Here is a 13,169-nt window from a genome sequence, read left to right on the forward strand (position 1 = left end):
TATTTTTTTTAGGATTTAAAATGACAGAAAATTTACTAATTGAAAAATTAAAAAAATATTTTGGCTATGAGACCTTTAGGCCTGGCCAAGAGGAAATAATAAAGAATATTTTGGATGGCAAGGATGTTTTAGGAGTCTTGCCAACTGGTGGTGGAAAATCAATTTGCTATCAATTGCCAGCACTTATAATGGAAGGAATTACCCTTGTGATTTCGCCATTAATATCACTAATGAAAGACCAAGTCGATGCCCTAAAGGAAAATGGTATTAGTGCAAGTTTTATAAATTCTTCTATGACTAGCCAAGAATACAAAGATAGCCTTAGTGAAATTAGCCGAGGTAGGGTAAAACTTTTATATATTTCCCCAGAAAGACTTGAAAATGATTTTTTTATGGATTTTATCAAGGGGCTAAATATTAATTTTCTAGCCATAGATGAGGCACACTGTATAAGCCAATGGGGACATGATTTTAGGCCAGCCTATAAGTTAATACCAAATATTTATGATGCCTTAGGAGATATACCAGTTGCAGCCTTTACAGCAACAGCAACCAAGGAAGTACGAGATGATATAATAAACAATCTTCAGTTAAAAAATCCCTTTGTAAAAGTAACTGGTTTTGATAGGGAAAACCTAACTTATATTGTAGAAAAACCAAATGATAAACTAAAATTTTTAAAAGGATTTCTAAAAGACCATGATAATGAATCAGGAATCATCTACGCATCAACACGTAAAAAAGTAGATGAAGTTCATAAGTCTCTCAAAAAAATGGGGATGGATGTTGCAAAATACCATGCAGGCATTGCTGAAAAAACTAGAATAAAAAACCAAGATGACTTTATATATGATAGGAAAAAAATAATCGTTGCAACCAATGCCTTTGGTATGGGCATTGATAAAAGTAATGTCCGTTTTGTAATTCACTATAATATGCCAAAGGATATGGAGTCCTACTATCAAGAAGCCGGACGTGCTGGTCGTGATGGTGAAGATGCCGATTGTATTTTACTTTATAATGCCCAAGACATAATTATCAACAAGTTTTTAATAAATCAAAGCCACAATTTTACTTTTAAGAAATACCAGCTAGAAAAACTTCAAATTATAATAAATTATGTAAATACCAGTAATTGCTTGAGGGCTTTTATACTGGATTATTTTGGAAGTGAATCCATGGACTCTTGTGATAATTGCTCAAATTGTCTAAGTGATTCTAAAAAAACTGATGCAACAGTAGACAGTCAAAAAATTCTATCTTGTATTTATAGGCTGGACCAAAGATATGGGTCAAAAACAGTTGTGGATTGCCTAAAGGGTTCACAAAATAAAAATGCCCGCGATAAAAATTTGTCTGAACTTTCTACCTTCGGTATTATGAAGGCCAATGATGAAAAATATATAAAGGATTTGATAGGAACATTAATTGCAGATGGCTATATTAGAGTAAGTGGTGGACAGTATCCTATTTTAAAATTAACAGAAAAATCAAAGCAAGTCCTTTTTCACAATGAAAAAGTATTTGTCATTGAAAATAAAAAAGATCCTGTCAAGAAAAAAGAAAAAAAATCTAGGTCTATTGACCCATTTGACTATGATGATAAATTATTTAATCACCTGAAAAAAGTAAGATTAGACTTATCAAAGGATAGGAATATTCCTCCCTTTATCATTTTTTCAGATGCATCCTTAAAAGACATGGCAACCCTAAAACCTCAAAGTGAGGAGAAATTTTTAGAAGTCAAGGGTGTGGGGGACAAAAAATTAGTCCAATATGGGGACATATTTATAGCTGAAATATCAGAATTTTTGGCAGCAAGTAAGTAAATAAAAAATCTCACAATTAAGTGAGATTTTTTTATTTCTATAATAAGTTTATTCCTTTATTTTCTAGGGCCATCCTATAATCATCTGGCCAGTAAGAAACTTGAACTTCGCCAATATGGGCTTTTTGCAAGAAGAACATACAAATTCTAGATTGGCCTATACCTCCACCAACAGTTTGTGGTAGCTTGCCATCAATTAATAATTTGTGATATTCAAATTTTAAGCGGTCAAGATTATCTGATTGCTTTAGTTGTTCGTTTAATCTATCAGGGTTTACACGAATACCCATAGAAGATAATTCCAATTGGTCATCTAAAACTGGATTGTAAACGATGATGTCACCATTTAGTAGCCAATCATCATAGTCAGGGGCTCTGTTATCGTGTTTTTGACCATTTGAAAGTGTTGTTCCAATTTGCATTAAAAATATTGCCCCATATTCTTTTACTGCAAGTCTTTCACGTTCTGTGCTATCTTCTACATCTGGATATTTATCTAAGAGCTCTTGGCTGGTTATAAATGTGATTTGATCTTTTAATAGCTTGTGTCTTTGTGGAATTAAGCTACAAAGATATTCATCAAGAGACTTTAGGGTGCGGTAGATTACATTTACTACTCTTTTTAAATATTCGACACTTCGCTCTTCTTCGTCCATTATTAATTCCCAGTCCCATTGGTCAACATAAAATGAATGAGTATTATCTGGAACTTCGCAGCGGCGAATAGCGTTCATATCTGTATATAAGCCCTCGTGGGATTTAAAATTGTATTTTTTTAGGGCGTAGCGTTTCCATTTTGCAAGGGAGTGTACTATTTCTAATTCCTCATTATTTGCTTCTGGTACGTCAAAAACAACTGGTCCTTCAAAACCATTTAAGTTATCATTTAAACCTGAATCTGTAGAAACAAAAAGTGGGGCTGAAACCCTTTTTAAATTTAAATTATTTGCTAAATTTATTTGAAAATAATCTTTTATTTCTTTTATTAATAGTTGTGTAGTGTATAAATCTGGATCTGATGTGTACCCTTCAGGCACGATAATTTTGCTCATGTAATACCTCTTTTTTCTATAATTACTTAATAATTATAATTTTTTAAGATTTGTTGTCAAGGATAACGTTTTTGGCTAATTTATTTTAAGAAAATTTTTAATTTTGCCAATTAACTTAAAATAATTATTGCAAAATTGTTATAAAATTAAAACATCATTTATTAATCGTCCTATATGAGGAGGTTAATTGGGTCGGTTGTTTCTTATTTTTATGTTAAGGAGAGAAGATGGATAAAAATTATTCTAATTTATTTACTGTTGATGGACCAGTGAGTCTAAAACAATCATTGCCTTTAGCTTTTGAACATCTTATTGCAATGATTGCAGGATGTATCGCTCCAACTTTAATTTTTGCTGGAGCGGCAGGACTTGACTATGCAGATTCCATACTTTTGGTTCAAATGTCACTTATTGGTTCTGCACTTACTACCCTTTTAATTATATTAGCACCTGTGCATCTGATAGGTAATAAGCTTCCTATGATATATGGGGTTAGTTTTTCCTATGTGCCAACCATGATTGCACTTTCAAACCAATTTCAAAGTTTGGGAGCTAAAAATATTGTGGCCATAGTCTTAGGTGCCCAATTAATAGCAGCTATTGTTTCATTTATATTTGGTTATGCTCTAAAATTCGTATTGCCTTATTTTCCGCCTCTTGTAGCAGGTACTGTTGTTTTATCAATAGGACTTTCACTTTATCCTGTTGCTCTTAATTATATGGGTGGGGGTGGAGACCTCTCCATGCCAGGATGGGGAGCTTGGCAATATTGGTTTATTGCAGGGGTAACTCTCCTTGCAAATATAATTTTCACTCACTTTGGCAAGGGGATGTTTTCTCTAGCTTCAGTTTTGCTTTCTATGATTGTAGGTTATATTTTAGCTTATTTTATGGGATATGTTGATTTAAACCCAGTAAGTGAAGCTACTTGGTTTTCTGTAATAAGACCTATGTATTTTGGAATTAGCTTTGAACCTTCAGCAATTGCAGCTTTTATAATAATTTTCATAGTTACTTGTATTGAGGGAATAGGTGATATGAATTCTGCTACAATCGGAGGTCTAGATAGACCAGCAACAGAAGATGAGCTACGTGGGGGCATCATGGGATTCTCATTTGCCAACATAATCGGTTCATTTTTAGGAACTTTGCCTACATCAACTTTTTCACAAAATGCGGGCATTGTTTCTATTAATAAAGTAATTAATAAAAAAGTATTTATTACATCAGCTATGATGATTCTAATTGCAGGGCTGGTTCCAAAGTTTTCTTCCCTATTGCTTACAATTCCGTTTCCAGTCATAGGTGGAGCTACAATTTCAGTTTTTGCAGCTATTACTATGAATGGTATTAGAATGATAACCAGTCAGCCATTGTCAATGAGAAATACTTATATAGTCGGTGTTTCGGTAGCAATTGGTTTTGGATTTACGCAAGTGGTAACTGCAGCAAATAATGCAGGAGTTACTTTCATGCCACAAAGCTTAGAAGTAGCCATAGGATCATCTCCAGTGGTACTAACAACCATATTTGCATTTTTAATGAACTTACTAATACCAGAAAAAGAAGAAGATAAGGCTAAATCTTGATGTTTAAATATATTTAAGTGGGTATAATGATAATGTAGGAGAAGCAAATTTTACATAAACTTTACAATTATTTAAAATAATCTAAATAATGTTTATGTAGAATGAACAAGAAAACAAATATATGAAAACTATAAGGAGATTTTTCATGACACTTAAAAATTCAAAAATTATCGCAGCAGCACTATCATTAGGATTAGTATTAACAGCATGTGGTAACGATAACGCGACAACTACAGAAGAAAAACCAGCTGAAACAGCTCAAACTGAAACAGCTGAAACTACTGAAGAAGAAGCAACAGAAGAAGAAAAACCAGAAGAAGAAGCGGCTCCAGAAGCTGAAGAAGCAACAGAAGAAGAAAATGCAGAAGAAGCTGATACAGCTAACGCTGAAGACTATGACTTCACAGTAGTATCAAGAGAAGACGGTTCTGGTACTAGAGGGGCTTTCATCGAAATCGTTGGACTTGAAGAAAAAAATGACGCTGGTGAAAAAGAAGACAAAACAACAGTTGACGCTGTAGTTCAAAACTCAACAAACGGGGTTATGACATCAGTAGCACAAGATCCATCGGCTATTGGATACATCTCACTTGGTTCTCTAAACGACACAGTTAAAGCAGTCAAAGTTGAAGGTGCAGAAGCAACAGAAGAAAACATCGAATCAGGAGATTACAAAATCTCAAGACCATTCAACCTTGCATACAAAGAAGAAGGTCTAGATGAAATTTCAGAAGACTTCTTAAAATTCGCTCTTTCTAAACAAGCTCAAGACATAGTAGTGGAAGAAGGATATGTACCTTTAAAAGATACTGAAGAATACACAGCTGCAGAAGGACTTAGCGGATCAATCACAGTTGCTGGTTCTACATCAGTAACACCTCTAATGGAAAAATTCATCGAAGCATACCAAGAACTTAACCCAGAAGTAAGAATTGAACTTCAATCAAACGGTTCATCAGCTGGTATCGAAGCAGTAATCGACGGAGCAGCTCAAATCGCTATGGCTTCAAGAGAACTTAAAGATGAAGAAAAAGAACAACTTAAACCAGAAGTTATCGCAACAGACGGAATCGCTGTTATCGTAAACAAAGACAGCAAAGTTGAAGATTTAACAGTTGAACAATTAAAACAAATCTTCGCTGGTGAAATCAAAAACACCGGAGAATTAAACTAGAAAAATGAAGAATACTAAGGAAAGATTTGGAGAAATCTTATTCCTTATATCAGCAGCAATGTCCGTAGTACTTATACTATTAATTATATTCTTTATCTTTAGATCAGGAATAGGTTTCGTAAGTAAATACGGACTTGTTCCGTTTTTAACGGGTCAAAAATGGGCGCCTACAGCAAAACCAGCAAGCTTTGGAATCTTGCCTATGATTGTAGGCTCTCTTATTGTAACCGCAGTATCTACACTTATAGCCCTACCTTTTGGGCTAGCGGTGTCAATATTTATGGCTTACTATGCTGATAAAAGTTATAACTTTCTTAAATCATTAATAAATTTATTGGCAGCTATCCCTTCAGTTGTATATGGTTTCTTTGCCATGGTTGTACTTGCGCCAAGGATTGGTAAAATTTTCCATACACAACAATATAATATGCTTACAGCATCTATATTACTTAGTATTATGATATTGCCTACTATGGTAAATATCTCAGAAAACTCTCTTCGCCAAGTACCAAAAGTATTTTATACTGGATCATTAGCACTTGGAGCTACAAAAGAAGAAACTATTCATCATGTTATGATTCCTTACGCTAAAAGCGGTATCTTTTCTTCAATTATCCTTGCTATAGGTCGTGCAATTGGTGAGACAATGGCAGTTTACCTAGTAGTTGGTAACCAACCTAGAATGCCAGAATCTATCTTAAAGGGTGCTCGTACTCTTACTACAAACATCGTTCTTGAGATGGGTTATGCATCCGGAATGCATAGAGAGTCACTTATAGCCACAGGTATGGTTCTATTCTTCTTTATTTTGATTATTAACATACTTTTCAATATTATAAGAAGTAAAAGTGAATCGAAATATTAATTATTGACTAGGAGTATATATGACTACAGCTTATAAAATTTTTGTATGGCTATTTACTGTGTTGGCATATGCTTTTGGTGGAATAATTATTTTATATATCCTTTTTCAGGGTATACCAAACATATCACCTTCACTTTTTGAATGGAATTATACATCAACAAACGTTTCAATAATGCCGGCTTTAATATCGACATTATTTACAATTATATTAACATTATTAATCACACTACCAGTAGGAATTTTTACAGCAATTTATTTATCAAATTATGCTGAAAATAAATATTTTATAAAAGCAGTAAGATTTGCTACAGAAATCCTATCATCAATCCCATCAATTGTTTATGGTCTTTTCGGTTACTTATTCTTTGTAACTAACGTAAACATGGGACTTGGTATGGGCTATTCGCTAATAGCAGGTTGTTTAACAGTTGCTATTATGATTTTACCAACTATTATCAGAACTACTGAAGAAGCTATTCTTACAGTAAATCCACTTCAGGCCCATGCTTCTTTAGCCCTAGGTGCAACTAAAATTCAAACTATATTTAAAGTTGTTATCCCAGAGGCTATGGATGGTATTCTAGGTGGTATTTTCCTTGCTACAGGAAGAATCGTTGGAGAATCAGCAGCATTAATTTATACAATGGGTACTCAACCTTCTATCCCAAAAAGCCTTGGAAACTCAGCTAGAACATTAGCTGTACACATGTATATGCTGTCATCTGAAGGTTTCCACGTAGCCGAAGCTTATGCTACTGCCGTATTACTATTGATATTTGTTATCTTAATTAACTGGATATCAGCAAAAATTACTAAAACCTTAGTTAACTAAGAGGAGAAATAAATGGATAAAAAAACATTTGAGTCTTCTGACAACAGCAAGACTAATGCAAATGAAAATCTATCTACAAAAGAAGTTTCTAGCCAAGATATAAAAACAGAAGCATCAGAAGCTGAAGTAAAAGATGCTAGCAAAACAAATGAGATGGATTATAGCATAGATTATGATCACAGAGATGACAGTAATCACGAGGTTCATACTCTTGATCGTAAAAATAAATATTCTGATCTAGAAACAGCAATTTTAGTTAAAGACCTTGATTTATATTACGGAGATTTCCAAGCTCTTAAAGGCGTGAATATGGATATCAAAAAAGGTCAAGTAACAGCATTTATCGGACCATCAGGCTGTGGTAAATCTACAACACTAAAATGCTTTAATAGAATGAATGACCTCGTAAAATCATGTAAAATCGATGGACTTATTGAGATAAATGGTAGAGATATTTACAAACCAGATGTTGACGTTGTAAATTTACGTCGTAATGTCGGCATGGTTTTTCAAACACCTAACCCATTCTCAAAATCAGTTTACGATAACTTAACTTATGGACCAAAACTTGATGGTATCAAAGATAAAGATGCCCTAGATGAAATAGTAGAAACATCTTTAAAGCAAGCTGCAATATGGGATGAAGTTAAAGATAAACTTGACCAAAACGCACTTTCATTTTCAGGTGGACAACAGCAAAGAATTTGTATTGCAAGAACTCTTTCTGTCAAACCAGAAATAGTACTAATGGATGAGCCTACATCAGCTCTTGACCCTATTTCTACATCATCTATCGAAGATTTAATGCAAGACTTAAAGGAACAATACACAATAGTAATCGTAACTCACAATATGCAGCAAGCTGCTCGTATCTCTGACCAAACAGCTTTCTTCCTTACAGGAGAAGTTATTGAAATGGATGATACAACAAAAATCTTTGAAGATCCAAGAGATAAGAGAACAGAAGATTACATTACAGGAAGGTTTGGTTAGACTATGAGAACTAGGTATAGACAAGATCTTGATTCTGTAAGAAATATGAGTAATGAGCTTATGGAACTTGTCATCCTATGTTACGATAAGCTCGACTTATACTTAGAAAATCATAATAACAAAAATCTTGAAGAAGTAATTGAACTTAACGATGATATTAGACGCAATGCTGCAGATGTAGAAAGATTTTGCTTTGAGCTACTAGCCTTACAACAACCAGTTGCTAAAGACTTAAGATTTTTACAAATGAGCATAAAACTTGCTTCAACATATAAGAGAATAGCTAGCCACTTAGCCCAAGCGTCAATGATTATGATTGAATATTCTTTAAATGATGAAGAAGTTGATTTTGTAAAAAGATTCATTGCTAATCAAAAACAAATGTCAGCAGATAGTATAGCTGCCTTCATTCACAATGATAATGACTTGGGACTAAAAACTATCGAAGATGACGAAGTAAATAATAAATTATTTGAAGAAGCAGTAAATTATATTGCAGACTTAAATAAAAATAATAGCATAGGTGCTATCGAGCTTTCTGAAAAAGTTCTACTTTATAAATATTTTGAAAGACTAGGTGATCGTCTAGCAAGAGTAGGCGATCTAGCTACGAGGCTTTAGGAATGATTTATGTAGTTGAAGATGATAAGTCTATAAGAAATTTAGTAGACTATGCTTTAACTGAAAAAGGATACAAGGTAGCCACTTTTGAAGATGGCTTAGATATAGTAGAACTAATAAAAAATAAAGGCGGCCAACTTTTAATACTTGATATAATGCTTCCTGAAAAAGATGGTATAGAAATTCTAGAAGAAATCAGAGAATTTTCTGATATTCCAGTCATACTATTAACAGCTAGGACTGACGAGTTCGACAAAGTTTTAGGCCTAGAATCAGGGGCAGATGATTATATTACAAAACCATTTTCTATCCTAGAACTAATTTCAAGGGTAAAGGCGGTTTTAAGAAGGTCTGTAAAAAAAGATAGTGACCATATCAACTATGAGGATATATCTATAAATACCAGAAAAAGAACCGTTAAAGTATCTGGCCAACTAATCGATTTAACCTTTAAAGAATTTGAAATGCTATTATTATTTATGAATAATATAGGCAATGTAATAACTAGAGAAGACTTTCTTTTAAAAATATGGGGCTATGATTATGAAGGAGAAACTAGAACAGTAGATGTTCATATAGCATCCCTGCGTAACAAACTCCTTAGCGAAGGAAAGCATATAAAAACTGTAAGAAACTTAGGATATAAGTTTGGAGAAATATGAAACAACTTGCAAGATACTCCATGAAAAGATTGGCATTTATACTTTTAATCCTATCTTTTCTAATCAGCAACAGTATTTCTTATAAAACAAGGGAAAAAGCTCAAAGTGATTTTGCGAAAAATGCTTTGGGCTTTCTTTTAATGGAAGAAGAAGACGCTGATTTTTTTGATACTCTAGAAAAATTTAATAGTAGCCATAAGGACTTATCTCTTGTTTACTTGGATAATAATCGACAAACCTTGTTTAATCCAGATAGGATAAAAATAAAAAATTATGATGACTTCAATTTTAATAAAGAATCCTATAATAAAAATACTAGCTCATATGAGGCCTTTACCAAGCAAACTGTTTATGGGGCAAGGGGTGAAAATATTTTGCTAATTTCCTATGTTCACAATTTAGGATTTTATATCAATATATTTTTGCTTATATTACATATTGGACTAGCTCTGCTTTTAAATTATCTGATAAATAAATTTGTAAGTGAAAATGTCGATCATTATATCAAAAAAATATCCTATACAAATTATGACAGGCTTATAAAAGATAGTCGCTATGAAGATCTTAAAGTACCCTTAAAAACTTATGCTGATAGGATTGATGAGTTGACTATTGCATCAGAAAATCTAAAGTCAAGGCTCGCTGAGTTTACAAATATTACCAGCAATATGAAAGAAGGTTTTATCCTCTTTGATGGAGATGGTAATGTGGAGCTGATGAATAATTCTGCTAAAAATTATTTGGGAGCTGATGAAAAATCTCACATTAATAATCTAATAGACGATAGGGAATATAATTTGGCCCTAAGAGAAGCTTCCATTCTAAAACGTAGCAAGATTTTGGATATAAAATTAAACGGCTATTATCTAAGAATCTTTATCGATCCATTATCAACTAGCACCCAAAAGGCCTATGCGATGATTATAATCGATAATTCTGAAGATATGCAGGCAGAAAAAATGCGTCGTGAGTTTTCTGCAAATGTCACCCACGAACTTAAAAGTCCACTAACATCCATAAACGGTTATGCAGAACTTATAGCGACAGGCATTGCAAAAGAAGATGATGTAAATAAATTTGCTAAAATCATCTACAAAGAGGGCAATAGACTCTTGGAAATAATTGATGATATACTTAAAATTTCAAGACTAGATGAGAATAACTTTGACAAGGACTTTGTAGAAGTAGACATAGGTGAAGTTGTAAATGCTACTGTCGAAAAATACTTAAGGCTAACTGACAATAAAGAAATAAAAGTTATCAATAATATTAAGCCTTATAAAATCAAGACTTCAAAATCCTTATTTTATGACTTAGTTTCAAATATTTATGAAAATGCTATAAAATATAATAAAGTTGGCGGGACTATTACAGTATCATATGATTTGGGAGAAAATTCGTATTTTCTATCAATAGCTGATACGGGAGTAGGAATTGCTCCAGCAGATACAAAAAGAATATTTGAGAGATTTTATGTGGTAGATAAGTCTAGAAAAAGAAATCAAAAATCTACTGGCCTTGGCCTATCTATTGTAAAACACATAGTTAGTTACCTAGGTTACAATATAAAAGTTGAATCAAAAATTAATGAAGGTACAAAATTTATAATAGAAATACCCCTAGGCCTTGATCGAAAAGATAGTTTATAGGTACTGATAATTTTTTATCATTGCTTATAAACTTTTTCTTTGTTATAATTTATATAGAACCAGTAAGGAGGTTTTATGAAAATTGTAATATGTTCGTGTGCAAGATGCACCGCAGCAGGCAATGAATTTCTTCTTGATGCTGTAGATGAAGTGAAAGCTGACTTAATAAAAGCTTATTCCTTCGATAAGATAGAAAAAAAACCGGAAATAGAAGTTGAGTACATAAATATAATGGATGATATAGAAGATTCAGATAATATCGCACCACTAGCAAAAGTAGATGATACATATTTAGAAAAAGTTATGCCAGAAGAATTAATGGAGCATATCTTTAATGCACATTCACCAATAGAAGAGGCCAACTAATGAAAGAAACATACATAGACATATTAAACATAAGAAGAATGGCCTTTGAACATATAGCAAAAATTGCTTATGAAAATAGACCAATAACAGACATAGGCCTAGAAGTATATGACATATTGCCAGGAGAAGAGGCAAAATACAGAGAATCCATATTCCTAGATAGGGCAGTAATGGGTGAAAGACTTAGAATGGGTATAGGTCTTGATGCAAGAACTGCAGATAAAACTGATGCTATTACTGAAGGTCTTGATAAAATGGATGTAAGCCACAGAATCTACAATCCACCTTTAGTAAGTGTAATAAAAATTGCCTGCCATGCTTGTGCAGAAAATAAAGTTACAGTAACAGACCAATGTATGGCATGTATTGGCCATCCATGTGTGAATGTTTGTCCAAAAAATGCTGTTTCTTACACAAGAGAAGGATCGGTAATTGATCAAGAAAAATGTATTAAATGCGGTAAATGTGTTGAAGCTTGCCCATATAATGCAATCAACCACCAAAAAAGACCATGTGCAGCTAGCTGTGGGGTAAATGCTATCCATTCTGATGAACTTGGCCGTGCAGAAATTGATGCTGAAACTTGTGTAGCTTGTGGAAAATGTATTTCTACATGTCCATTTGGCGCTATTTCTGATAAATCTGAGATTTACCAGTTAGTAAAATCTATCCAATCAAAAAAGAAAACCTATGCTATAGTAGCTCCATCTTTTGTGGGTCAATTTGGTCCAGATGTTAGCCCAGAACAAACAAGAGAAGCTATCAAACAATTAGGTTTTGATGAAGTAATAGAAGTTGGATTAGGGGCTGACCTTACAACTATGAATGAAGCTCACGAGTACTTAGAAAAAGTTCCTACTGGAGAATTTCCATTTATGGGAACATCTTGCTGCTTCTCATGGAAGATGATGGTAAGAAAGAAATTCCCAGATATCAATGAATACATATCAGAATCATCTACACCAATGATTTATACAGGATTACAACTTAAGAAAAAAGATCCAAACTGCGAAATAACCTTTATAGGACCATGTATTTCTAAAAAATTAGAAGCTTTAGAGCCACAAGTAGCAGAAATAATAGACTTTGTAATAACCTATGAAGAACTTCTAGGAATGTTCCTCGCAAAAGGTATAGAACCATCAGAAATCGAAGTAGATGAAGTTATGATGGATGCTTCAGAAACAGGTAGATACTACGCAGTAGGTGGTGGAGTAGCTGAAGCAGTTGTAAGACGTGCTAAAGAAATAAGACCAGGCATAGAAATAGATGTAGAAGCTGCAGATGGACTAGCAAATTGTGTAAAACTTGCACAAATGGCAAAACTTGGCCGTATGGATGGTAAACTTATCGAAGGTATGGCTTGCCAAGGCGGATGTGTTGGTGGTCCTGGAGTAGTAATAGCTGATAACAAAACTGCCAAAGCTGTAAAAGCATTTTCAAAAGCATCAGACTTTAAATCTCCAGCTGATAATATCAATATTCCAGCAGAAGATAGACCAAATGATGAATTATTAAAATAAGACAAGGAATTAGTA

General features: G+C 33.4%; 12 protein-coding genes. 11 read left to right on the forward strand and 1 reads right to left on the reverse strand.

Going from position 1 to position 13,169, the window contains the following annotated elements; translation table 11 throughout:
• Nucleotides 1-20 precede the first annotated feature (20 nt).
• Nucleotides 21-1,829: a DNA helicase RecQ gene (gene recQ, locus OC526_RS02120; RefSeq protein ID WP_262121855.1), complete on the forward strand. Its 1,809-nt coding sequence runs from the start codon at nt 21-23 to the stop codon at nt 1,827-1,829.
• 37 nt (nt 1,830-1,866) lie between these two features.
• On the opposite strand, the gene asnA is transcribed toward recQ, so the two are convergent.
• Complete coding sequence (gene asnA / locus OC526_RS02125; protein WP_262121856.1) at nt 1,867-2,880, reverse strand: aspartate--ammonia ligase; 1,014 nt, start codon at nt 2,878-2,880, stop codon at nt 1,867-1,869.
• A gap of 227 nt (nt 2,881-3,107) precedes the next feature.
• Here asnA and OC526_RS02130 point away from each other — a divergent pair, with 227 nt between their 5' ends.
• The 10 genes from OC526_RS02130 (at nt 3,108) to OC526_RS02175 (ending at nt 13,154) form a co-directional block, all read left to right on the forward strand.
• The gene (locus OC526_RS02130) at nt 3,108-4,469 is read left to right on the forward strand and encodes a uracil-xanthine permease family protein (RefSeq protein ID WP_262121857.1); all 1,362 of its coding nucleotides are present in this window, start codon (nt 3,108-3,110) and stop codon (nt 4,467-4,469) included.
• A gap of 145 nt (nt 4,470-4,614) precedes the next feature.
• Nucleotides 4,615-5,643, forward strand: a complete 1,029-nt coding sequence (locus OC526_RS02135) for a substrate-binding domain-containing protein (RefSeq protein ID WP_262121858.1) — start codon at nt 4,615-4,617, stop codon at nt 5,641-5,643.
• Between the two features lie 4 nt (nt 5,644-5,647).
• Nucleotides 5,648-6,508 (forward strand): phosphate ABC transporter permease subunit PstC, encoded by an 861-nt coding sequence (pstC, locus tag OC526_RS02140; RefSeq protein ID WP_262121861.1) that lies wholly within the window; start codon nt 5,648-5,650, stop codon nt 6,506-6,508.
• 19 nt (nt 6,509-6,527) lie between these two features.
• Complete coding sequence (gene pstA / locus OC526_RS02145; protein ID WP_262121863.1) at nt 6,528-7,340, forward strand: phosphate ABC transporter permease PstA; 813 nt, start codon at nt 6,528-6,530, stop codon at nt 7,338-7,340.
• A 153-nt stretch (nt 7,341-7,493) separates the two neighbouring features.
• Nucleotides 7,494-8,333 (forward strand): phosphate ABC transporter ATP-binding protein PstB, encoded by an 840-nt coding sequence (gene pstB, locus OC526_RS02150; protein WP_410050265.1) that lies wholly within the window; start codon nt 7,494-7,496, stop codon nt 8,331-8,333.
• Nucleotides 8,334-8,336: 3 nt separating this feature from the next.
• A complete protein-coding gene (locus tag OC526_RS02155) occupies nt 8,337-8,954 on the forward strand; it encodes a phosphate signaling complex PhoU family protein (protein ID WP_262121865.1) in 618 nt (205 codons plus the stop codon).
• Nucleotides 8,955-8,956: 2 nt separating this feature from the next.
• Nucleotides 8,957-9,616 (forward strand): response regulator transcription factor, encoded by a 660-nt coding sequence (locus tag OC526_RS02160; protein WP_262121867.1) that lies wholly within the window; start codon nt 8,957-8,959, stop codon nt 9,614-9,616.
• Nucleotides 9,613-11,265 carry a sensor histidine kinase gene (locus OC526_RS02165; RefSeq protein WP_262121871.1) on the forward strand — a complete coding sequence of 551 codons (1,653 nt, stop codon included), beginning with the start codon at nt 9,613-9,615 and terminating at the stop codon, nt 11,263-11,265. Before OC526_RS02160 ends, OC526_RS02165 begins: the two co-directional genes overlap by 4 nt.
• Nucleotides 11,266-11,340: 75 nt before the next feature.
• Nucleotides 11,341-11,631 (forward strand): hypothetical protein, encoded by a 291-nt coding sequence (locus tag OC526_RS02170; RefSeq protein WP_262121872.1) that lies wholly within the window; start codon nt 11,341-11,343, stop codon nt 11,629-11,631.
• Nucleotides 11,631-13,154 (forward strand): 4Fe-4S dicluster domain-containing protein, encoded by a 1,524-nt coding sequence (locus OC526_RS02175; RefSeq protein ID WP_262121874.1) that lies wholly within the window; start codon nt 11,631-11,633, stop codon nt 13,152-13,154. Before OC526_RS02170 ends, OC526_RS02175 begins: the two co-directional genes overlap by 1 nt.
• Nucleotides 13,155-13,169 lie beyond the last annotated feature (15 nt).

Origin of the sequence: Anaerococcus sp. Marseille-Q5996, from assembly GCF_946893725.1 — a bacterium.
GTDB classification, from domain to species: Bacteria; Bacillota; Clostridia; order Tissierellales; family Peptoniphilaceae; genus Anaerococcus; species Anaerococcus martiniensis.